This window comes from Pseudomonas reactans (genome assembly GCF_013385825.1).
Taxonomy (GTDB): domain Bacteria; phylum Pseudomonadota; class Gammaproteobacteria; order Pseudomonadales; family Pseudomonadaceae; genus Aquipseudomonas; species Aquipseudomonas reactans.
The window spans coordinates 1-21,357 of record NZ_JACAPG010000016.1; the positions used below are offsets into that span (position 1 = coordinate 1).

Consider the following 21,357-nt stretch of genomic DNA (forward strand, 5'->3'; position numbering starts at 1 on the left):
CAAGGCTGGGGCACGCTGCGCTATGGCTACGACGCCTGCGGCCACCTACAAAACCTGCGCCTGCCCGACAACAACCGGGTGGTGTTCAACCACGACAAAGGCGGCCACCTAGTCACCGTCGAACTGAACGGTGAAACCCTTACCTCCCACCTGTTCAAAGCCGGCCAGGAACTCCAACGCCAACAAGGCCAACTGATCAACCACTACCACTACGACGATCAACAACGCCTTCACGCCCACGCCGTTACCCAACAGCAACACACCCTCTACCAACGCCAGTACGACTACGACAAAGCCGGCAACCTCACCCGCCTGCTCGACACCCACAAAGGCGACCACCACTACCACTACGACACGCTAAACCGCCTCACCCGGGCCAACCACGCGCAAGGTGAGCAAGAACGCTTCGCCCACGACCCGGCTGGCAACCTGCTCATGCAAAACCGCCCCGGCCCCGACATCGTGGCGGGCAATCGCCTGATGATCCAAGGCGACCACCACTACGACTATGACGCCTTCGGCAACCTCATCCGCGAACGACGCGGCAAAGGCCATCAACTCGTCACCGAATACCGCTACGACTGCCAGCATCGTCTGATCGGCATTAAAAAGCCCAACGGCCAGACTGCCAGCTATCGCTACGACCCGTTTGGGCGGCGGATCAGCAAAACCGTCGACAGCGTCACTACAGAGTTTTTCTGGCTCGGCGACAAACTCATCGCCGAACACCACGCGGATCGCCATCGCAGTTACCTCTACGAACCCGACAGTTTCCGCCCGCTGGCCCTGCTCGAAGGCTTCGGTCCAAAGGAAACCAAGCCCTTCCACTACCAACTCGACCACCTCGGTACGCCGCAGGAACTCACCGATACCTACGGCGAAATCGTCTGGTCCGCGCACTATCGCGCCTACGGCGAAATCACCCGTCTCGACATAGGAAAAGTCGACAACCCACTGCGCTTCCAGGGCCAATATTTCGACCCAGAAAGCGGGCTGCACTACAACCGCCATCGCTACTACAATCCGGATATTGGTCGCTACCTGACACCGGACCCGGTGAAGCTGGCGGGTGGAATCAATGCGTACCAGTACGTGCCCAATCCGACGGGGTGGGTGGATCCGCTGGGGTTGAATTCATGCCCGGGCGACAATGGATGCAAGCCAGACAGTACACTCCGAGAGCCAACGGCAGGGGTTAATCAAAGGGAACCAGCTTTACCGCAACTGACTCGTGCGCAGAGACAGGCACGTATCAATGAGCTTGGCGAAGCAAATGCTCATCGGCGCTTAACAGAACTAGAGGCATCAATCCCTGGGGCGCACTTTCTTGAAAAGCACGGAGCACAAACGTCACTGGAATCTCAATTGGAGCGGGTACAAACAGCAAAAAACCCTACCACTGGAGAGATAGAAAGGTACATAACAGGCCCACACGCAGGAGAGCCTAGAACACCTAGTGCTGCTACTCATTTCCTAAGCCACAGAGATCAGTTGAATGCAATCTACCGTGCACAGCTCATATTCAAGCAGATAAATCTTTCGGCATCAAAACGACCTATGAACATGGGCAAAACAATTGGCGAAGGGTACAAAAAAGATGGCTACGAATACGGGAAAACGAAAAAAGCCAGAGTCATCCTGAATCAGGACGGACAACCTATCACAGCCTATGGAGACTTCTAATGAAACTTAAACCATGTTTATCCATCACTCAAGGCCTTCTATTCACTTACTGCATAGAAAACTCGCGCAGCCCGGAAAGGGAAAAATTGATTAGCTCAATAAACGTAAATCGCGAAAGCGACCTTAAAAAACTGTTTGAAAAATTAACAAAACCAGAATTCATGAAGTACAAGCATGACGAAAGACAATGGCACATAGATACACTGCAGCATTTTCTAGCAGCAGGAGACAGCTTTGACTCCGTATTTTATCTCTTTGACACGTACTTCAAAGATGAAATTCTAGACAAACGGGAATTCATGAAAGTCTTACTTAGCTGCTTATTAACTTACGATACAGAAGCTACCACAAACGAATCAACATGGATTTTGCCCACAGAATGAGCATCATCTCCGACCTCAAAAAAGGAAAATTATGAGTATTGTTAAAAACCACAGTGCCGAAATACCCGACGCAGCTCTAAAACAGCGATCTATCGATGGCACTAACCCTGTTACAGGAGAAAAAGGCGCGATAAAACCAAGCGCTCAGTTCAAAAACTACAGGATACAACTTAAAGTCTTTGAAGAAGCCACTTCGAGAGAATTACGCAAACTGGCGCTTTTTACAGGAGAGGATGAATATGGAAACCCTATTGTCGAGATGGAAATGCAAGAGTGCGGACGGGGCTACACACCTAATGAAAAATTTCTGGAGCACCCCACGCTCAACGAAAACATGAACAGAGCCGTTGTAAAATTTGATCGCGAGACAAAACAACCTTACACCGCGTTCCCTGTGAGTAACCGTAAATGTTGAAACACCCATTTCTTAACATACCGTATATTCCAAAACTACAATATTTTCTGGGCGGATTCGATATTTATGGCCGTGAGGATTCTCTGGGGGCCGCCATCGCGACTTATGATATAAATCTACCCAAAGATAGAGCCCTTCTAATCAAACATTTGATTATCGACAGGAGCTCAGACTTAAGCCACAGGCACAAAAAGAGCCTAATGGACGTTCTAAGTGCAACACTTGATAATAACGAATACAACTTTTCCAATATTTTGCATCAGGACCTGAATTCTCATTGTTCACTACCGTGTGGGTGGGACCGTATGGACAACCCCAGAAGCCTCTTCGAAGATATTTTCAAGCTTGCCAACGAGGGCTGGCGAGACGACCTTGAAAAAGCCAGGCTCGAAGACCAATCCACATGGTGAGAACACCACTTACCTCATTACAACCCGAACCCTGTAGCGAGCAAACTTGCTTGCGCTGGGGCGCGCAGCGGCCCCAATCCTCACAACCCGACTATTCAGCCAGAACCGCATCGCAAGTTTTAGGGCTGCTACGCAGCCCAACGCGAGCAAGCTCGCTCGCCACAGGAAATTTGCTCACCACAAAATATCTCGCTCAAAAAGGACAAGCGAGTACACCACTCAAATCACCGCTTCGACAACTCCATAATCATCCGACTCAGCAAATAAACCCGCGGCACCACACTCTCCACCTCCGCATATTCCTCCGGCGTATGAATATTCCCGCCAACAATCCCAAACCCATCCAACGTCGGCGTCCCAACCCCAGCCGACAGGCTCGCATCCGCCGCCCCGCCGCTGCCTTCGATGGTCAGCGTCTTACCCAACTCCGCATAAATCCCCTGGGCCATCGCGACCAGTTTGTCCGACTCCGGCGTTTGCGGCATCGGCGGCAACCCACGCTGCAAACTGGTCTTCACTTCGGTCTCCGGGATGAGCTTGTTTGCCGAGACCCGCGCCAAGTCTTTCTCGATGCGATCAAACTCTTCCGGCAATGCCGCACGCACGTCGGCCTTCGCAGTGGCTTGGTCAGGAATGACGTTGGTACGATCCCCCGCCTTGATCACCGTAAAGTTGATGGTGGTTTTCTTCTCCTCATCCCCTAGCTTGCCCAACTGCAGAATCTGGTGCGCGGCCTCCATGGCGGCATTACGGCCAAGTTCCGGGGCCACACCGGCGTGGGCGGCTTTGCCTTTGACTTCGACCACGGCGGTGGCGCTGCCTTTGCGCCACACCACGAGGCCGTCGGCGGGGCGGCCGGGTTCGAGGTTGAGGGTCACGTCGTGGCCCTTGGCGGTTTTGCGGATGAGGTCGGAGGCGGCGTCGGAGCCGGTTTCTTCGCTGGCGTCGAGCAGGAAGGTGATCTGCGCGTAGTCCTTGAAGCCCTGGTCCTTGAGGACTTTAAGCGCATAGATGCCGGCGACGATGCCGCCCTTGTCATCCATCACGCCAGGACCGTAGGCGCGGCCGTCCTTGATATGGAACGGGCGCTCGGCAGCCGAGCCTTCCTTGAACACCGTGTCCATGTGGGCCATCAGCAGGATCTTGGCTTTGCCGGTGCCCTTGAGGGTAGCGACCACGTGGCTGTTGTTGGCCGCTTTGTCCGGCACCAGCTCGATAGAGAAACCCAGCTGTTTCAGCTCATCCACGGCAATGTCGCGCACTTGGGTCAGGCCCGGCTCATAGCCTGAGCCCGAGTCGATATTCACCAGGCGCTCCAGCAGTTTCAGGGCCTCAACCTTGTACTGTTCGGATTGCGCCTGGATCTGTTTATGGGGTTCGGCGCTGTAGGCCGGCAGGGCGAAGGACAGGGCCAGGGTGGCGGCCAGGAGAGTACGGGGGAAGGTGAAGAGCATGAACCGATCCTTGTTTTTGTTGAAAGGTGCCGCCACACCCTACTCCACTAGATCGATCGCAACCAACTTCCCTGTACCGAGCTGACGCGGTTGCGCCCGCTGCTCTTGGCCTCGTACAACGCCTGGTCGGCATCGTTCAGCCAGCTTGTCGAGTCCGCATGGCTCGGTTGATACGGCGCCAGGCCGATGCTCAAGCTGGCGCGCAAGGTCGGGTCCTGGGCGTAGGCCAAGGCGTTGAAACGGTCGCGCAGGGCGTCCATCACTTCGGTGGCGCGGTTGAGTGGCATGTCCGGCAGGATCACGCAGAACTCGTCGCCACCGTAACGCCCGGCCAGGTCGGTGGCACGCAGGTTCTGGCGCAGCACTTTGCTGAGTTGGCGCAGGACGATATCGCCGGTGACATGGCCGTAGGTATCGTTGATGGTCTTGAAGTGGTCGATGTCGATCAGCGCGATGGCGGCGCCGGCAGGTCCTCGGCGGCAGCGTTGGAATTCGATTTCCAGGTGGTCTTTCCAGGCACCGTGGTTAAGCAGGCCGGACAGGCTGTCGGTGCGGCTCAGCGCCAGCAACTCACGTTTGTGCCGCGCGAGCGTCACCGCCTGGCGATAACAGATCCAGCCCAATGCCAGCGGATACAGCATCAGAATCGGCAGGCAGGCGTAGAGCTGTGCCTGAGAGGTGACGGCGATGAATGCCGGGGCAAAGATCAGCAACGCAGCGCCAATACCCAGCGCCTGAGCCACCCACCCTGCCAGCATGAAGCGCGGACCGCCGATGGCCACGTTGTTCATCGTCATCATCGACAGGGTGGTGACGCTGGGCAGCGGGTTGAAGTGCATCGCACCGACCCAGAACCCACCGCAAAAGGAATCGAACAATAGGTTGCGTCGTTCACTGCGCAAGGCGTTGACGCTGCGCAGCGTCAACTGAAAAGCCAAATGCGGCCAGGCAAAGGCGTTGATCAACATCCAGGCCCACACCCACCACGCGGGTTCCAGGGGATACATCCCGAACACCACACAGACAAAACCGAGCGTCAGCCCGAGGGTACGGGATTTGTACAGCCGTGAAGCGAGCGGAAGTCCGGTGCCTTCTGCAGCTGACATGGTGGGGTGAGATCCTGGAGGAATGCCTGGAGTCTAACAGGGCAACGGCAGATCGCCACTACCGCTCATAAGCTCACTCCTCAGTGGGCAAAACCCCGCGCCAGCATCAGGGCTACGCCCAACAGCAACAGGGCCGTGATCCGCTGCAACATCACACGGCGCTTGGGGTTTTCCAGCACGTGCTTGATGCGCTGGCCGAAGTAGCAATACAGGCAGCCGCTGGCGAATTGCAGCAACAGGAATGTCAGCCCGAGGATGGCAATATCCACCGTCGAACTGTGCTCCCCGGCCCCGGCAAACTGCGGGAATACCGCGCTGAACATGATGAGGGTCTTGGGGTTGGAAAAACCGGTCAGCAAGCCCTTGCCGAACAGGTTGCGCGCCGCTTCCACGTGGCCGATCCGTTCGATCACCACGCCGCTGCTGGTCCACTGCTTGTACGCGAGGTGCAGGATGTACCCCACGCCGACCACCTGGATACCCTGGGTGATCACCGGATAGCCCTTGATCAACTCGGAAAAGCCCACGGCAAAGATCAGGATCGAAATCAGGTACGCCACACTGGCGCCGATCTGCGCCGGGATCGAACGGCGCAGCCCGTCACGCACGCCCAGGCTCAACAGCAGCAGGGTCATGGGGCCGGGGCTGAAGGTCATGGTGGCGCAAAACAGCAGGAAGTAGAGAAACGAAGAAAGGGTTAACGCACTTGTCATGGCCGCAGACCTGGAGGATGGAGCCCGCAGTCTAGGCAGCTAGCATTGCGCAAGGCAGGTAAAGTGATGCCTAATCCGCCCTGACTTTACCGGTAAAATCACCAGCAAAGATAAGGAAGTCGCGTGCTCGTATCGGCCATCGCCTTTGTAGAAGGCACCCCCAAGGTGCAACAGATCGTCGAGGCGTTCAGCCAGGCCATCGAAAACGTCGAATGGGCGCCCGGCAGCAAATTGCCCTCGGTGCGCGAACTGACCGAGACCCTGGGCGTGAGCAAGTTCACCCTCAATGAGGCCCTCGACCGCCTGCGCGGCCGCAACCTGCTCACCTCCAGCCAGGGCCGTGGTTACTTCGTGGCGATGGAGACCGTGCGTCCGCCCGCCGCGAACTGGGTGGACCTGCTGCCTCAAGACCTGCTCAGCGTATTGCGCCGTCCCTTGGCCGCGGCCAACGGCGACCTGCGCCCTGGCGGTGGTCACCTGCCAGAAACCTGGCTGGACAGTGAAGCCCTGCGCCAAACCCTGCGCAGCGTGGTGCGTGCGCCGTCACTGCGCATCGCCAGCCTGGGCACACCGCCCGGGTTGCTACCGTTGCGCCAGGCCCTGCAACAGAAGCTGCACGGCGAGGGCCTGTCGGTGTCGGTGGAACAGATCATCACCACTCCCAACACCGTGCAAGGCCTGGACATGCTGATGCGCCTGCTGGCACGTCCCGGCGATACGGTCCTGCTCGATGCACCGTGCTATTTCAACTTCCACGCCAACCTGGCCCTGCACGGGGTCAAGGTGGTGACGATCCCACGGCGCCCCGACGGTTTTGACTTCACGGCCCTCGAACACCTGCTGGCCGAGCATCGCCCCCGCCTGTACCTGACCACCAGCGTGTTGCACAACCCCACCGGCCACTCCTTCAGCCCCGGCCAGGCGTTCCGCCTGCTGCAACTGACCCAGCAGTACCACTGCCATATCATCGAGGACGACCTCTACGGCGACCTGCACCCCAACCCGCCACCGCGCCTGGCCGCCCTCGCCGGCCTGGACCAGGTCACCTACCTGTCGGGCTTTTCCAAGATCCTCAGCGCCAACGCCCGCGTCAGCTTCGTGGTGGCCGCGCCGCAACTGGCGGCCAACCTCACCAACATGAAGCTGATGAGCGGCGGCGTGACGTCTGAACTGTTCGAGCAAGTCGTGTACCGCATGCTCAGCGAAGGCAGCTACGCCAAGCACCGCAAGCGCATGGTGCAGCGCTTGATGGAAGCCGGTGGACGCGTGGAGCAATGGCTCAAGCGTTGCGGCTGTGAACTGCCGATGGGTTACGAAGGCGGGATGTTTATCTGGGCGCGCCTGCCGCCTGGGGTCAACGGCGAGCTGTTGGCCCAGGCGGCATTAAAACAGGGCATGGTGCTGGCGCCCGGCGCGCTGTTTGGGTACGACCCGGCGCAACGTGATTCGATGCGTTTCAATGTGGCCCACAGTGATGAGGCAAAGGTCCAGCGGTTGTTCGAAACGCTGCTGGGCAGGGCTTCGCACGCCCTTTGAGTGATGAACATAGCCTGTCGCACCCGCCATTTTGCATCGTCGTGTATCTGCTTGTCGCCAGATACACTGCAATACAAAGGGTACAAGGCAAGGGCGTCGCCAATGGCTAGACTGCGCTCCAATGAGTATTTAACGAGGAAGGCAGCATGGATCATGTCGATCACATTCTGATCGTCGATGACGACCGGGAGATCCGCGAACTGGTAGGCAACTACCTGAAGAAAAACGGCATGCGCACCACCGTGGTCGCCGACGGCCGCCAAATGCGCAGCTTCCTCGACACCACTCCCGTGGACCTGATCGTGCTGGACATCATGATGCCCGGTGACGACGGCCTGCAGCTGTGCCGCGAACTGCGGGTGGGCAAGCACAAGGCCACGCCGGTACTGATGCTCACCGCGCGCAACGATGAAACCGACCGCATCATCGGCCTGGAAATGGGCGCCGACGACTACCTGGTCAAACCTTTCGCCGCCCGTGAATTGCTCGCGCGGATCAACGCCGTGTTGCGCCGCACGCGGATGCTCCCGCCGAACCTGGTGGTCAGCGAAACCGGACGGCTGATCCGCTTTGGCCGCTGGCGCCTGGACACCACCGCCCGCCACCTGCTTGACGAAGACCACACCCTGGTGGCCTTGAGCGGTGCCGAATACCGCTTGTTGCGGGTGTTCCTCGACCACCCTCAGCGCGTGCTCAACCGCGACCAGTTGCTCAACCTGACACAAGGCCGCGATGCCGACCTGTTCGACCGCTCCATCGACCTGCTGGTGAGCCGCCTGCGCCAACGCCTGCTGGATGACGCCCGCGAACCGGCCTACATCAAGACCGTGCGCAGCGAGGGTTACGTGTTTTCGCTGCCGGTGGAAATCCTCGGGGCCGAGCAATGAGTCTAAGGTTTCGCTGGCCGCGCACCCTGGCGTCACAACTGTCGCTGATCTTCCTGATCAGCCTGCTGTGTGCCCATGGCTTGTCCTTCAGTGCGCAGTTCTACGAGCGCTATATCAGCGCGCGCACTGCCATGCTGGGCAACCTGGAAAACGATGTGTCCACCTCGGTGGCAATCCTCGACCGGCTACCGGCCAACGAACGGGCCAGCTGGTTGCCGCGTCTGGACCGTCAGAACTACCGCTACCTGCTGAACGCCGGCGAGACCGGCGAACCGATGAGCAGCGATGATGTACCCATGGCCGCCACCTCCATCGCAGACGCGCTGGGCGAACACTACGCGCTGACCTTTCGCGACATCCCCGGCATGCAGAAACACTTCCAGGCGCACCTGACCCTGGCCGACGGCAGCCCGATCACGATCGACGTACGCCCCGCCGCCCTGCCCGTCGCCTACTGGCTGCCGGTGGTGCTGGTGTTACAACTGGCACTGTTGCTGGGCTGCACATGGATCGCCGTGCGCCTGGCCATCCGCCCACTGACCCGCCTGGCGCGTGCCGTGGAAACCCTCGACCCCAACGCTCACCCCACGCCGCTGGACGAAAAAGGCCCCACCGAAGTCGCCCACGCCGCGGCCGCGTTCAACGAGATGCAAAAACGCATCGCCGAGTACCTCAAGGAACGCATGCAGATCCTGGCGGCGATTTCCCACGACCTGCAAACCCCGATCACCCGCATGAAACTGCGCGCCGAATTCATGGAAGATTGCGTCGAACGCGACAAACTCTGGAGCGACCTGGGCGAAATGGAACACTTGGTGCGCGAAGGCGTGGCCTATGCGCGCAGCGTCCACGGCGCGACCGAAACCAGCCACCGGATCAACCTCGACGCCTTCCTCGATAGCCTGGTGTTCGACTACCAGGACATGCACAAACAGGTCAGCCTCACGGGTAAAAGCGCCGTGGTGTTCGACACGCGCCCCCACGCCCTGCGCCGGGTGCTGGTGAATCTGGTGGACAACGCGTTGAAGTTTGCAGGCAGTGCCGAATTGGAAGTGGGCTCGACGGCGGACGGGGAATTGTCGATCAAGGTATTGGATCGTGGCCCGGGGATTGCCGAAGACGAACTGGTTCAGGTGATGCAGCCATTCTACCGCGTCGAAAGTTCACGCAATCGGGGCACCGGCGGCACCGGACTGGGGTTGGCGATTGCACAACAACTGGCCGTGGCGATAGGCGGTTCGCTGACCCTGAGCAATCGACCACAAGGTGGGTTGTGTGCCGAGATACGCCTGGGGCTTTAAGCCCCAGAGACCGCCGCTATCGGCGCACGCCACAAATGCAAATTCCTGATATATCGCCCAACCCATGATTCAATATTTTAATAATTAGGTTAGAACCAATCGGCATTTTACAGTCCCGGCTCCGCCCCCTACCTTGGAGGCGAATAACCGACCCCCTGCCCGGTGGAGGTGTCACTCAAGCACGACACAAGGACAGACCATGAGCATCGAATTCATCGGCTATATTGGCGGCCATCACGCTTCCGAAATCCACCCGCGCAGCGGCCCCACCCTGCAACCCGACTATGTCGAGACCGTGGCCCGCGCCCACGAGGAAGCCGGCTTCGACCGCGCACTGGTGGCCTTCCACTCCAACAGCCCGGACAGCACACTGATCGCCTCCCACGCCGCCAGCGTGACCGAAAAACTCCAATTCCTCATCGCCCATCGCCCCGGTTTCGCCCAGCCCACCTTGGCCGCGCGCCAGTTCGCCACCCTGGATGTGTTCAACGGCGGGCGCACGGCCGTGCATATCATCACCGGCGGCGACGACCGCGAACTGCGCGCCGACGGCAGCCATATCGGCAAGGACGAACGCTACGCCCGCACCGATGAATACCTGAGCGTGGTGCGCCAGGAATGGACCAGCGAACAGCCTTTTGACTTCAAGGGCACCTATTATCAGGTCGAAGGTGCGCACTCCACGGTGAAATCGCCGCAACAGCCGCACATCCCGCTGTACTTTGGTGGTTCGTCCAAAGCCGCGATCGAAGTGGCGGGCAAACACGCCGATGTGTACGCGCTGTGGGGCGAAACTTACGAGCAAGTGCGCGAGATCGTGACCCAGGTGCGTGCCGAAGCGGCCAAGCATGGGCGTACGATTCGCTTCAGTTTGTCGTTGCGGCCGATCCTTGCCGAGACCGAAGAGCTGGCGTGGGCACGGGCCGAGCGCATCTTGCAGCAGGCCACCGAGCTGGCCGAAAAAAATGGCTTTGTGCGGCGTGAACCGCCGAATGAAGGCTCGCGCCGGCTGCTCGCGGCGGCGGCGCAGGGATCGCGGCTGGATAAGCGTTTGTGGACCGGGATTGCGGGATTGCTCGGTGCACAGGGTAACTCCACCTCGCTGGTAGGCACGGCGGAGCAAGTCGCGGAAGCGCTGGTGGATTACTACGATCTGGGGATCACCACGTTCCTGATTCGTGGGTTTGATCCGTTGAATGATGCCATTGACTATGGCAAGCGCCTGATTCCTCTCACTCGCCAACTGATCGCTGAACGCGAACGCCAAGCCTCCGAAAAAGTCGCCTGACACACCCATTGTAGGAGCCGGCTTGCCGGCGATGAGGGCCTTGAGAGTAGTGCAAGATTCAAGGTCGCCATCGCCGGCAAGCCGGCTCCTACACAGGTCCGTGTCAGTTCTTGTAGTCGGTATCACTGCGCTCCAACTGCCGGATCAACGCATTCCAATGCCGCGCCACACCCGGTCCTTCGCCACTGGCAAACACCTTCGCCTGCTGCTCGACCTTCTCCACCACCTCCTTCGGCGGGAAAATCAATTGCGCATTCCCCGCCGCCTGCGCCGCGACCTGGATATTGCACGCACGCTCCAACTGCTGCAGTTGCTGGAACGCATGCTCCACGCTGACGCCCGCGGTCAACAACCCATGGTTACGCAGGATCATCACACTCTTGTCCCCCAGGTCCGCGACCAGGCGCTCGCGCTCGTCCAGGTCCAGGGCGACGCCTTCATACCCGTGGTACGCCACCCGCCCGGAGAAACCAATGGAGTGCTGGGAGATCGGCAGCAGGCCGTCTTTTTGCGCCGACACCGCGATACCGTCGCGGGTGTGGGTGTGCAGCACCGCTTGCAGGTCGTGGCGTGCGCCGTGAATGGCGCTGTGGATCACATAGCCGGCATAGTTGATACCCAGGCCGGTTGGGTCATCGACGATGGTGCCGTCAAGGTCGACCTTGACCAGGTTGGACGCGCTGATTTCATCGAACAACAAGCCAAAGGCGTTGATCAGGAAATGCTCGTCCGGGCCCGGTACACGGGCGGAGAAGTGGGTGTAGATGTGGTCGGTCCACTTGTACAAGGCCGCCAGGCGATAGGCGGCGGCCAGTTTGACGCGCACTTCCCATTCTTCCGGAGTGACGCGCTGGCGAACATTGGTGGAAACGCTGGAAATCGAGGTAACGCTGCTCATGGCAAAACTTCCTGGATGGCCTTAAGGACTTCCAGGCAAGCCTAGGGGATGCAAAAAAATAATAAAAAGCACATTTTAATCTAAGCTAATTATTATTTTTTTTCATAACCACCACAGCACCGCATCCCCTGTAGGAGCCCGGCTTGCCGGCGATGGCGTCCTTGAGCCATGCAAGTATCTCGGGGCCTCATCGCCGGCAAGCCGGCTCCTACAGAGAGGGGTTCTGGGGTCAGGCGGCGTTACGGATCTTGTGCAGCGAGTTTGCGACCAGCTTGCCAAACGCATCCACCGGCCCCTGCAGGTTACCCAGGAAGTGCGGATAGATCAGCCACAAGTCCATCACCGGCTTGAAATCCTTGAGCGGCATCACCGCCAGTTGCTCACGGTGCGCGCTGCGCTCCAGCAGCGGGCGGGGCACCAGGCCAAGGCCGAGGCCATCCGCCACCAAGCCCAATTGCAGCTCAGTACCAAAAGTCTCCAGGTTCACCCGCAATGCCAGGCCCTGATCGGACAGGGTCCGCTGCAACCCCGCACGGAAACCGCAGCCGTCCGGGTTGAGAATCCAGCCGTTCTGGTACACGTCCGCCAGCTTGCAGGGCTTCTTCGGCAACTGAGCCTTGGCGCATACCACCACCAGTTCCATCTTGCCGATAGACTCGCCGATGATGTTGTCCGGGAAGATCTTGCCCGCCGGGAACAACGCCGCCGCCGCATCCAACTCGCCGCGCTCGATCTTGCCGACCAATTGGCTGCCCCAGCCGGTGGCGACTTGGGCACGCAGGTCCGGGTATTCGGTGCGCAGGTGCTTGAGCGCATCCAGCAGCACCACATCACCGATGGTCTGCGGCACCCCCAGGCGCAGCACGCCGGTGGGCGGTGCGTCGGTGGCCACCAGTTCACGCAGGGCATCCATCTCGCGCAGGATCAGCCGGCACTGCTCGTAGACGCGGGTGCCGATCAGCGTAGGCTTGAGCGGTTTGGTATTACGGTCGAACAACTCCACGCCCAGCGCCTGCTCGAAGTTCTGCACACGGCGGGTGATGGCCGGCTGGGTCAGTTGCAACGACTCGGCGGCATGGCTGATGGACTGGCAACGAATCACTTCGACAAAGGCATCGATATCGTCAATTTTCATTTGGGCCGCACATAGAGAACAGTCATTAAGATGTGTGCGAAGCATAGTTGCAGGAAAGCTATCTGGATAGCCCGTGCTGTGATCGATAACGTCTAACGCTATTCATACCGGTTCTAAATTACCTTCAGCTATAAGCTAATCATTAAAAAATAGCATATTAACTATAAACATTATGCTTAGATAAACCCATCACCAGCGACCACACCATGGAATTGTCATGACCCAGGCCAAGCACCCCGAAAGACTCAGAGCCTTCATCGGCGCCCTGGCGGAATTGATCGACGGCAATCCACGCGAAGGCGACCTGTTGCACCGGGGCGGCAAGCTGCTGGCGCAACTGGTCAGCCATGATGACTGGCTCCCCGATGCGTTCGCCCAGCCCGACCCCGAGCGTTATCAGCAATTTCTGCTGCATGCCGACTCGCGCCAGCGTTTCAGCATCGTCAGTTTTGTGTGGGGGCCGGGGCAAAGCACGCCGATTCATGATCACCGCGTATGGGGCCTGATCGGCATGCTGCGCGGTGCGGAATTCTCCCAAGGCTTCGAGCGCGCACCGGATGGCCGCCTGGTGGCTGAAGGCAAGCCGATCCAGTTGGTACCGGGCCAGGTTGAAGCCGTGTCGCCCAAGGTCGGTGACATCCACCAAGTCAGCAATGCCCACAGCGACCAAGTGTCCATCAGCATCCACGTGTACGGCGCCAATATCGGTGCGGTGCGCCGCGCGGTGTACCAGCCCGACGGCAGCGAGAAACTGTTTATCTCCGGTTATTCCAACGCCTTCCTCCCGAATATCTGGGATTTGTCCAAAGAAAAGAGCCCTGCCCTATGACCACCGCATCCACCCGCAGCTTTGCCCAGCTTCGCCAGGCCCTGTTGGACCATCAAGAAGTCGCCCTGATCGACGTGCGCGAAGAGGCGCCGTTTGCCGAATCCCACCCGCTGTTCGCCGCAAACATCCCGCTGTCCAAACTGGAACTGGAGGTGTATTCACGCATTCCACGGCGTGACACCCAGGTCACCGTCTACGACAACGGCGAAGGCCTGGCGGCCCGTGCTGTCGAGCGCCTGGTCGCCTTGGGCTACACCCAGGTCAGCCTGCTTGAAGGCGGGTTGGACGGTTGGCGCAAGGCCGGTGGCGAGCTGTTCATCGATGTGAACGTGCCGAGCAAGGCGTTTGGTGAACTGGTGGAAAGCGAGCGGCACACACCGTCACTGGCCGCCGAAGAAGTACAGGCCCTGCTCGACAGCCAGGCCGACGTGGTGGTGCTCGACGCACGGCGTTTCGACGAATACCAGACCATGAGCATTCCCACCGGCATCAGCGTGCCCGGTGCCGAGTTGGTGTTGCGCGCCCGCGAGCTGGCGCCGGACCCGGCCACCCGCATCATCGTCAACTGCGCCGGGCGCACCCGCAGCATTATCGGCACCCAGTCACTGATCAATGCCGGCGTGGCCAACCCGGTGTCGGCGCTGCGCAACGGCACCATCGGCTGGACCCTGGCCGGGCAGAAACTCGCCCATGGCCAGGCGCGGCGTTTTGCGCCGACCTCGGAAGAGCATCGCCAGGTCGCCGCCGCCGATGCGCGCCGGGTTGCCGACAAGGCTCGCGTAGGCCGCGCCACCCTGGTCGATCTGCAGGCCTGGCAGCAGGAAGCGACGCGTACCACCTACCTTTTCGACGTGCGCACGCCGGAAGAGTTTGAAGCCGGGCATCTGCCAGACGCACGCTCCACGCCCGGCGGCCAGTTGGTGCAGGAAACCGACCACGTCGCCAGTGTGCGTGGCGCACGGCTGGTACTCGCGGATGACGACGGCGTGCGCGCCAACATGTCCGCCTCCTGGCTGGCACAGCTGGGTTGGGAAGTTTACGTACTGGATAACCTGCAACCCACGCACTTCAGCGAGAAAGGCGCCTGGATCGCGCCAGTCCCGGCGCCCGCCCAAGCCGAACTGATCAGCCCACACACCCTCGTCGACTGGCTCGGCCATGGCGACACCGTGGTGCTGGACTTCACCGCCAGCGCCAACTACGTGAAACGTCACATCCCCGGTGCCTGGTGGGTGCTGCGCGCACAACTGCCCCAGGCCCTGGCCAAGGTGCCCGCCGCCCAACGCTACGTGCTGACCTGCGGTAGCAGCCAGTTGGCGCGCCTGGCGGTGGCGGAAGTCGAAGCCCTCACCGGCAAGCAGGTGTTCTTGCTACAGGACGGCACCGCCGGCTGGATCAACGCGCAACTGCCGCTGGAAGAAGGTGAAACTCAGTTGGCCTCACCGCGCATCGACCGCTACCGCCGCCCGTACGAAGGCACCGACAACCCCAAGGAAGCCATGCAGGCCTATCTGGACTGGGAATTCGGCTTGGTCGACCAACTGGCGCGCGACGGTACCCATGGTTTCTACGTGATCTGACGGTATGCCCTTGCCGGGCCATCCCAACAGCCGACCCCTTCTCCAGGCGGAGGCGACTGCAACCTACCCCTTAGCCTGGAGCCTCCCTCATGCGCCTGACCCTGCCCCTCCTGCTGATCGCTCTACTATCGGGCATCACCCACGCCGACGACCTGCAACCGCTGCGCGTGGCTAATCAGAAGTCCACCATCAAGGCGCTGCTGGAAGCCTCCGGCGAATCGAAAAACGTGCCTTACGAAATCCGCTGGTCGGAGTTCCCGTCGGCCTCGCCCCTGGGTGAAGCCTTGAACGCCGGGGCCGTGGACATCGGCGCCCTCGGTGACGCGCCCTACGTGTTCGCCCTGGGGGCCGGTGCGTCGCTCAAGGTGGTCAGCATCATTCACGCCGAAGGGCGTAACACCACCGCCCTGGTGGTGCCCAAGGACTCACCGATCAAGACCGTCGCCGACCTCAAGGGCAAGAAAATCGTCACCGGGCGTGGCTCCATCGGCCATTACCTGGCGATCAAGGCCCTGGCCACCGCCGGGCTGACCACCCAGGACGTGCAATTCATTTTCCTGCTGCCGAGCGAGTCGCGCCTGGTGCTGGATAACGGCACCGCCGACGCCTGGGCCACCTGGGACCCGTACACCACCGTGGTCACCTCGCAAAGCCAGGCGCGCGTGCTGATCAGCGGCAACAAGCTGTTGAGCAATCACCTGTACCTCGCGGCCACCAGCCAAGCCATCGCCGACAAGCGCGCGCAACTGGATGACTTTGTCGCCCGCCTCGACCGCGCCTATGCCTGGGCCAACGTGCACCCCAATGAATACGCGGCCGCCCAGGCCAAGATCACCGGCCTGCCGCTGGAAGTGCATGTGGAAGTCGCCAAGGACACCCACCTGACGCCGGTAGCCATCGACGACGCGGTCATCAGCGGCCTGCAAGCGACCGCCGACACCTACCAAAAAGAAGGCCTGTTGCTCAAGCACATCGACGTGTCACAAGGCTTCGACAAGAGCTTCAACGCCAAGCGTGTCCCCCTTTCCCAAGCCTCGCGCTAATTAGGAGCAGAACATGAGCAAGCCACGCCATTTAAAATTGGGTGCAATGGTCCACGGTGTCGGTCACGGCTGGGGCGAATGGCGCCACCCGAACGCCCAACCCAATGCCAGCACCAGCTTTGGTTTCTACAAACAGCAGACTGAACTGGCCGAAGCCGCCAAGTTCGACTTCGTGTTCATCGCCGACAGCCTGCATATCCACGCCAAATCCAGCCCGCATTACCTCAACCGTTTCGAGCCGCTGACCATCTTGTCGGCGCTCGCAGCAATCACCACGCACATCGGCCTGGTGGCGACCGTGACCGTCAGCTACACCGAGCCCTACCAGGTGGCGCGCCAGTTTTCGTCCCTGGACCATATCAGCGGCGGCCGTGCCGGCTGGAACGTGGTCACCTCGTGGCTGAGCGGCACCGCCGACAACTTCGGCAAGACCGAGCATCCGCCCCATGCCGTGCGCTACCGCATCGCCAAGGAACACGTGAACGCGGTCAAGGGCCTGTGGGACTCCTGGGAGGACGACGCCTTTGCCTACAACAAGCAATCCGGCGAATTCTTCACCCCAAGCAAGCTGCATGCGCTGAACCACAAGGGCGAGTTTTTCTCGGTAAAAGGCCCGCTGAACATCGCGCGTTCGCGTCAGGGCCAGCCAGTGATTTTCCAGGCGGGCACCTCCGAAGATGGACGCAACTTCGCCGCAGAAAACTCCGACGCGATCTTTGTGCATGTGGACAGCATCGAGGAAGGCCTGGCCTATGCCCAAGACCTGAAGCGCCGCGCCAAAGGGTTTGGCCGCGACGCCAACAGCCTGTCGATCCTGCCGGGTATCCGCCCGATTGTTGGCCGCGATGAGGCCGAAGTGGAAAGCCGCTACCAACAGGCCGTGGACCTGGTCACCGTGGAAGACGCGATCGTCGCCCTCGGCCGCCCATTCAACGACCACGACTTCAGCCAATACCCGCTGGACGCGCCGTTCCCGGAGCTCGGTGACCTGGGTTCCAACAGCCAGAAAGGCGGTTCCGACCGCATCAAGCAATTGGCCAAGGACGAAGGCCTGACATTGCGTGAAGTGGCCCTGCGCTTCTCGCGCCCCAAACGCGATTTTGTCGGCACCCCGGACCAGGTCGCTGATGCGATCCAGACCTGGTTCGAAACCGGCGCCAGCGATGGTTTCATCATCAATTCGGTCCTGCCGGATGGCTTGCAGTATTTCACCGAGCTGGTGGTGCCGGTGTTGCAGCAACGCGGCCTGTTCCGCACCGACTACAGCGGCCAAACGCTACGCGACAACCTGGGCCTGGCGGTACCGGCCAACCGCTACAGCGTCGCCGCCGAGGTTGAAGAGCAGCAAGAGGCGCTGGCATGAGCCAATCCTCGCAACCTTCCTTACGCTCCGTGGAAGTCGCCCATTTCGACGCCCTGCTCGAACGCCTCACCACCGAGCTGGCCAGCACCGCACACGTCTATGACGAGAGCGGCGCCTTCCCCCACGCCAACTTCCAGGTGCTGCACCAGCATGGCCTGGTCGCCCTCACCGTGCCCAAAGCCCTGGGCGGCGGCGGCGCCAGCCTGTCCCAGGCGCGCAAGGCGATCAGTGCGATCGCCAAGGGCGAGCCGTCCACCGCGCTGATCCTGGTGATGCAGTACCTGCAACACACTCGCCTGCAAGACAGCAAGACCTGGCCCGCCCACCTGCGCACCCAAGTGGCCGAAGACGCCGTGCGCAACGGCGCCCTGATCAACGCCCTGCGCGTCGAACCCGACCTTGGCACCCCGGCCCGTGGCGGCCTGCCGGCGACCACTGCGGTACGCACTGCCGAGGGATGGCGCATCAGCGGCCGCAAGATCTACTCCACCGGCAGCCACGGCCTGAGCTGGTTCAGCGTATGGGGCCGCAGTGACGACGCCGACCCGCTGGTAGGTGCCTGGCTGGTGCCCAAAAACAGTCCCGGCGTGACCATCATCGACACCTGGGACCACCTGGGCATGCGCGCTACCTGCAGCCATGAAGTGGTGCTCGACAACGTGCTGGTGCCGCTGGACCACGCTGTCAGCGTCAGCCCCTGGAGCGCGCCGTCGCCGGAGCTGGACGGCGAAGGTTTCCTGTGGATGTCGGTGTTGTTGTCCTCGGTATACGACGCCGTGGCCCAGGCTGCGCGGGACTGGCTGGTGAACTGGCTGGAAGAACGCGCGCCGTCCAACCTCGGCGCTGCGCTGTCGACCCTGCCGCGCTTCCAGGAAACCGTCGGCCATATCGACACCCTGCTGTTCGCCAACCGTAGCCTGCTCGACGCTGCCGCCGAAGGCCACACCCCCGCCGCCAATGCGGCGCAGTTGAAGTATCTGGTGACCCACAACGCGATTCGCGCCGTGGAGCTGGCCATCGAAGCCTCGGGCAACCCCGGTCTGTCGCGCCATAGTCCACTGCAACGGCATTACCGCGACGTGCTGTGCAGCCGCGTACATACCCCGCAGAACGACGCCGTATTGCAAGGCGTCGGCAAGGCCGTCTTCGCCCAACGCCAGAAGGAACGCACATGAGTCAGGTGATTATCGCCAGCCAGTTGGACGAAGATTTCAATGAAGTGATTCGCGAGCGCCTGGCAAAGATCCATCCCCAAGCCCAGGTGATCGGCGTGCCCGTTGGCGTACCGAGCGACCTGCCGCCCCAGGCGAATATCCTGCTGCTGCGCCCGATCAATGTGCGCGGCTACACCGCGCCGGACACCCCACCACCGGGTTGGCCGTACGGCGCGCAATGGGTGCACCTGGTGTCGTCGGGCATCGATTTCTACCCGCAATGGCTGTTCAACGGCCCGCCGGTGACCACCTCCCGTGGCAGTGCCGCTGACAACCTGGCCGAGTTCGCCTTGGCCGCGATCTTTGCCGCCGCCAAGCATCTGCCGGACATCTGGGTAAAGGATTCGCAGTGGAATTTCACCGCGTTGCGCCCGCTGAAGGGCACCACATTGGGCATCCTGGGGTTTGGTGCGATAGGCGAACGCCTCGCGCAAAAAGCCCTGGCCCTGGGGATCAAGGTCGTAGCGCTGCGCCAAAGCCAGGCGCCGTTCACCGCGGGCGTGGACGCCGCCAAGGACATCCACGACCTGTTCGCCCGCGCCGATCACCTGGTGGTGGCAGCACCGCTGACCGAGTCCACGCGGCAGCTCATCAACCGTGACGTGCTGGGCAGCGCCAAGCCGGGGCTGCACCTGATCAATATCGCACGCGGTGGGTTGCTGGATCAGGAGGCCCTGCTGGAAGCGCTGGACAATGGGCGGATAGGCCTGGCATCGCTGGATGTGACCCAGCCGGAGCCTTTGCCGGACGGGCATCCGTTGTACAGCCATCCGCGTGTGCGGTTGTCACCGCATACCTCGGCCATTTCGACCAACAGCAAGGAAGAAATTGCCGAGACGTTTTTGGCCAATCTGGAGCGGTATGTCGCCAATGCTGAGCTCTACAACCGCGCCAATTGATCGCCGTCTACTTGATGCGGTAATGGAAAGTATTGCGCACTGCCGGCACCGGCACGGGTTTTCCATCGACGATCCTCGGCTGGTAGCGGAAGGTATTCGCCGCCGCCAGTGAAGGCCGCATGAACAGTGGGTGGCAGCCGTCCAGCACCTTGGGGTTTTCTACACGCCCTTGGGTGTTGACGGTGTACTCCACCGAACAATCGCCTTCGATGTTTTTGTCCAGGGCACGCTCCGGATAGTCTGGCGCCTCTTTGCTCAAGGGTTGGTACTGACGACTGTCGAAGGCCGGCGCGGCGGCCGGTGCTGCAGGGCGTGCGCGTTCCGCAGCGAGGCGCTCCTGGGCCAGGCGCTGCTGTTCCAGCTCGCGACTGCGCTGTTCGGTGGCCAGGCGCTCCTGTTGCTGCTCCAGCTGCTTTTCCTCGACCCGCTTGCGCGCCAAGGCGGCTTTTTCCAGTTTTTGTGCCTGGATCTGTGGATCGATCACCGGTTTCGCCGGCACGGGAACCACCACAGGCTCCGGCGCTGGCGCTGCGACGGCCACAGGCTCAGGCACGGGAGCTGGTGTCGGCGCTGGCGGCATCATCACCAACTGGGTATGCATCACCCTCGGCGTTTCCACCGGCGGCTTATCTGTCGACCCACCCAGCATCAACACCGCCAACACGCCTACATGCAGCGCCACCGCGAGGCTGGCCGCCACGCTGTTTCTCCAGAATCCGGAAAACTCCCCAGGCGCCACCGCCAGCATCGGACTGTGCATGATCATCGCCGTCATTGCGGGGCCTCGGTCACCAACCCCAGATGGCTGACACCGCCCTTCTGCAACACCGCCATGGCCGCCACGACCCGGCCGTAGCCCGCGTTGTCGTCGGCGCGGATATACACCTGGGTGTCGCTGCGCGCCGCCACCACCTGCATGACCTTGGCGCCCATTTCATCCAGGGTCACGGCGCTGTCGGTCTGGTGCGTGGTGTCGAGTTCGCCGCCCAGGTTCCAGTAGTAGCCGCCGTCGGCCTTCACCGACAGCGTCAGGATCTGCTGGCGCGTGTCGGTGGCCAGTGCCTCGGCGGCGACTTTGGGCAGCTCGATTTTTACACCTTGGGTCAGCATCGGCGCGGTGACCATGAAGATCACCAGCAGCACCAGCATCACGTCGATGTAAGGCACCACGTTCATCTCGGCCTTGGGCCCGTGCTTGCGTTGCGGCCTGGTCAACATCG

20 protein-coding genes are annotated in these 21,357 nt (G+C 61.0%); 13 read left to right on the top strand and 7 right to left on the bottom strand.

Annotated elements, in window-relative coordinates; translation table 11 throughout:
• The 3 genes from HX868_RS19675 to HX868_RS19685 form a co-directional block, all read left to right on the top strand.
• A partial coding sequence (locus HX868_RS19675; RefSeq protein ID WP_246355566.1) for an RHS repeat domain-containing protein occupies nt 1-1,683 on the top strand: 1,683 nt, incomplete at its 5' end.
• Nucleotides 1,683-2,066, top strand: coding sequence for a hypothetical protein (locus HX868_RS19680; RefSeq protein WP_177004101.1), 384 nt, complete (start codon nt 1,683-1,685; stop codon nt 2,064-2,066). The genes HX868_RS19675 and HX868_RS19680, both read left to right, overlap by 1 nt.
• A 31-nt stretch (nt 2,067-2,097) precedes the next feature.
• Nucleotides 2,098-2,481 (top strand): hypothetical protein, encoded by a 384-nt coding sequence (locus HX868_RS19685; protein WP_218168748.1) that lies wholly within the window; start codon nt 2,098-2,100, stop codon nt 2,479-2,481.
• 634 nt (nt 2,482-3,115) lie between these two features.
• On the opposite strand, the gene HX868_RS19690 is transcribed toward HX868_RS19685, so the two are convergent.
• From HX868_RS19690 to HX868_RS19700, 3 genes are all read right to left on the bottom strand, one after another.
• Nucleotides 3,116-4,345 (bottom strand): M20/M25/M40 family metallo-hydrolase, encoded by a 1,230-nt coding sequence (locus tag HX868_RS19690; protein ID WP_177004102.1) that lies wholly within the window; start codon nt 4,343-4,345, stop codon nt 3,116-3,118.
• Between the two features lie 47 nt (nt 4,346-4,392).
• A complete protein-coding gene (locus HX868_RS19695) occupies nt 4,393-5,451 on the bottom strand; it encodes a diguanylate cyclase (protein WP_177004103.1) in 1,059 nt (352 codons plus the stop codon).
• Between the two features lie 80 nt (nt 5,452-5,531).
• Complete coding sequence (locus HX868_RS19700; protein WP_177004104.1) at nt 5,532-6,164, bottom strand: LysE family translocator; 633 nt, start codon at nt 6,162-6,164, stop codon at nt 5,532-5,534.
• 123 nt (nt 6,165-6,287) lie between these two features.
• On the opposite strand from HX868_RS19700, the gene HX868_RS19705 reads away from it, so the two are divergent.
• The 4 genes from HX868_RS19705 to HX868_RS19720 all read left to right on the top strand — a co-directional run bounded on the left by HX868_RS19705 (nt 6,288) and on the right by HX868_RS19720 (nt 11,176).
• Entirely contained in the window at nt 6,288-7,700 is a 1,413-nt protein-coding gene (locus HX868_RS19705) for an aminotransferase class I/II-fold pyridoxal phosphate-dependent enzyme (RefSeq protein WP_177004105.1), read from the top strand.
• 146 nt (nt 7,701-7,846) lie between these two features.
• Nucleotides 7,847-8,587: a response regulator gene (locus HX868_RS19710; protein WP_177004106.1), complete on the top strand. Its 741-nt coding sequence runs from the start codon at nt 7,847-7,849 to the stop codon at nt 8,585-8,587.
• Nucleotides 8,584-9,888 carry an ATP-binding protein gene (locus HX868_RS19715; RefSeq protein ID WP_177004107.1) on the top strand — a complete coding sequence of 435 codons (1,305 nt, stop codon included), beginning with the start codon at nt 8,584-8,586 and terminating at the stop codon, nt 9,886-9,888. Before HX868_RS19710 ends, HX868_RS19715 begins: the two co-directional genes overlap by 4 nt.
• Nucleotides 9,889-10,087: 199 nt before the next feature.
• Complete coding sequence (locus tag HX868_RS19720) at nt 10,088-11,176, top strand: LLM class flavin-dependent oxidoreductase (protein WP_177004108.1); 1,089 nt, start codon at nt 10,088-10,090, stop codon at nt 11,174-11,176.
• 103 nt (nt 11,177-11,279) lie between these two features.
• On the opposite strand, the gene HX868_RS19725 is transcribed toward HX868_RS19720, so the two are convergent.
• Both HX868_RS19725 and HX868_RS19730 read right to left on the bottom strand, forming a co-directional pair.
• Nucleotides 11,280-12,074 carry a class II aldolase/adducin family protein gene (locus HX868_RS19725; RefSeq protein ID WP_095015806.1) on the bottom strand — a complete coding sequence of 265 codons (795 nt, stop codon included), beginning with the start codon at nt 12,072-12,074 and terminating at the stop codon, nt 11,280-11,282.
• A 229-nt stretch (nt 12,075-12,303) separates the two neighbouring features.
• Nucleotides 12,304-13,209: a LysR family transcriptional regulator gene (locus HX868_RS19730; RefSeq protein ID WP_177004109.1), complete on the bottom strand. Its 906-nt coding sequence runs from the start codon at nt 13,207-13,209 to the stop codon at nt 12,304-12,306.
• Nucleotides 13,210-13,426: 217 nt separating this feature from the next.
• Here HX868_RS19730 and HX868_RS19735 point away from each other — a divergent pair, with 217 nt between their 5' ends.
• The 6 genes from HX868_RS19735 to HX868_RS19760 all read left to right on the top strand — a co-directional run bounded on the left by HX868_RS19735 (nt 13,427) and on the right by HX868_RS19760 (nt 20,137).
• Nucleotides 13,427-14,038 carry a cysteine dioxygenase family protein gene (locus HX868_RS19735; protein ID WP_033897171.1) on the top strand — a complete coding sequence of 204 codons (612 nt, stop codon included), beginning with the start codon at nt 13,427-13,429 and terminating at the stop codon, nt 14,036-14,038.
• Nucleotides 14,035-15,618 carry a rhodanese-related sulfurtransferase gene (locus HX868_RS19740; RefSeq protein WP_177004110.1) on the top strand — a complete coding sequence of 528 codons (1,584 nt, stop codon included), beginning with the start codon at nt 14,035-14,037 and terminating at the stop codon, nt 15,616-15,618. The genes HX868_RS19735 and HX868_RS19740 overlap by 4 nt, the downstream gene beginning before the upstream one ends.
• Before the next feature lie 89 nt (nt 15,619-15,707).
• A complete protein-coding gene (locus HX868_RS19745) occupies nt 15,708-16,661 on the top strand; it encodes an ABC transporter substrate-binding protein (protein ID WP_177004111.1) in 954 nt (317 codons plus the stop codon).
• Nucleotides 16,662-16,674: 13 nt separating this feature from the next.
• On the top strand, nt 16,675-18,024 hold the full coding sequence (locus tag HX868_RS19750; RefSeq protein WP_177004112.1) for an LLM class flavin-dependent oxidoreductase: 1,350 nt from the start codon (nt 16,675-16,677) through the stop codon (nt 18,022-18,024).
• A complete protein-coding gene (locus HX868_RS19755) occupies nt 18,021-19,199 on the top strand; it encodes an acyl-CoA dehydrogenase family protein (protein ID WP_177004113.1) in 1,179 nt (392 codons plus the stop codon). The genes HX868_RS19750 and HX868_RS19755 overlap by 4 nt, the downstream gene beginning before the upstream one ends.
• On the top strand, nt 19,196-20,137 hold the full coding sequence (locus HX868_RS19760; RefSeq protein ID WP_177004114.1) for a D-isomer specific 2-hydroxyacid dehydrogenase family protein: 942 nt from the start codon (nt 19,196-19,198) through the stop codon (nt 20,135-20,137). Before HX868_RS19755 ends, HX868_RS19760 begins: the two co-directional genes overlap by 4 nt.
• Nucleotides 20,138-20,144: 7 nt before the next feature.
• Here the strand turns inward: HX868_RS19760 and HX868_RS19765 are convergent, their stop codons facing one another.
• Both HX868_RS19765 and tolR read right to left on the bottom strand, forming a co-directional pair.
• Entirely contained in the window at nt 20,145-20,912 is a 768-nt protein-coding gene (locus tag HX868_RS19765; RefSeq protein WP_177004115.1) for an energy transducer TonB, read from the bottom strand.
• Complete coding sequence (gene tolR / locus HX868_RS19770; protein ID WP_033897159.1) at nt 20,909-21,355, bottom strand: protein TolR; 447 nt, start codon at nt 21,353-21,355, stop codon at nt 20,909-20,911. The genes HX868_RS19765 and tolR overlap by 4 nt, the downstream gene beginning before the upstream one ends.
• Nucleotides 21,356-21,357: the final 2 nt, after the last annotated feature.

What these genes read in the sequence shown, in the direction of transcription:
- HX868_RS19680 (WP_177004101.1), top strand. Translation starts at nt 1,683, where the DNA reads ATGAAACTTAAACCATGTTTATCCATCACTCAAGGCCTTCTATTCACT.
- HX868_RS19685 (WP_218168748.1), top strand. Translation starts at nt 2,098, where the DNA reads ATGAGTATTGTTAAAAACCACAGTGCCGAAATACCCGACGCAGCTCTA.
- HX868_RS19690 (WP_177004102.1), bottom strand. Translation starts at nt 4,345, where the DNA reads ATGCTCTTCACCTTCCCCCGTACTCTCCTGGCCGCCACCCTGGCCCTG.
- HX868_RS19695 (WP_177004103.1), bottom strand. Translation starts at nt 5,451, where the DNA reads ATGTCAGCTGCAGAAGGCACCGGACTTCCGCTCGCTTCACGGCTGTAC.
- HX868_RS19700 (WP_177004104.1), bottom strand. Translation starts at nt 6,164, where the DNA reads ATGACAAGTGCGTTAACCCTTTCTTCGTTTCTCTACTTCCTGCTGTTT.
- HX868_RS19710 (WP_177004106.1), top strand. Translation starts at nt 7,847, where the DNA reads ATGGATCATGTCGATCACATTCTGATCGTCGATGACGACCGGGAGATC.
- HX868_RS19715 (WP_177004107.1), top strand. Translation starts at nt 8,584, where the DNA reads ATGAGTCTAAGGTTTCGCTGGCCGCGCACCCTGGCGTCACAACTGTCG.
- HX868_RS19720 (WP_177004108.1), top strand. Translation starts at nt 10,088, where the DNA reads ATGAGCATCGAATTCATCGGCTATATTGGCGGCCATCACGCTTCCGAA.
- HX868_RS19725 (WP_095015806.1), bottom strand. Translation starts at nt 12,074, where the DNA reads ATGAGCAGCGTTACCTCGATTTCCAGCGTTTCCACCAATGTTCGCCAG.
- HX868_RS19730 (WP_177004109.1), bottom strand. Translation starts at nt 13,209, where the DNA reads ATGAAAATTGACGATATCGATGCCTTTGTCGAAGTGATTCGTTGCCAG.
- HX868_RS19735 (WP_033897171.1), top strand. Translation starts at nt 13,427, where the DNA reads ATGACCCAGGCCAAGCACCCCGAAAGACTCAGAGCCTTCATCGGCGCC.
- HX868_RS19740 (WP_177004110.1), top strand. Translation starts at nt 14,035, where the DNA reads ATGACCACCGCATCCACCCGCAGCTTTGCCCAGCTTCGCCAGGCCCTG.
- HX868_RS19745 (WP_177004111.1), top strand. Translation starts at nt 15,708, where the DNA reads ATGCGCCTGACCCTGCCCCTCCTGCTGATCGCTCTACTATCGGGCATC.
- HX868_RS19750 (WP_177004112.1), top strand. Translation starts at nt 16,675, where the DNA reads ATGAGCAAGCCACGCCATTTAAAATTGGGTGCAATGGTCCACGGTGTC.
- HX868_RS19755 (WP_177004113.1), top strand. Translation starts at nt 18,021, where the DNA reads ATGAGCCAATCCTCGCAACCTTCCTTACGCTCCGTGGAAGTCGCCCAT.
- HX868_RS19760 (WP_177004114.1), top strand. Translation starts at nt 19,196, where the DNA reads ATGAGTCAGGTGATTATCGCCAGCCAGTTGGACGAAGATTTCAATGAA.
- HX868_RS19765 (WP_177004115.1), bottom strand. Translation starts at nt 20,912, where the DNA reads ATGACGGCGATGATCATGCACAGTCCGATGCTGGCGGTGGCGCCTGGG.
- tolR (WP_033897159.1), bottom strand. Translation starts at nt 21,355, where the DNA reads ATGTTGACCAGGCCGCAACGCAAGCACGGGCCCAAGGCCGAGATGAAC.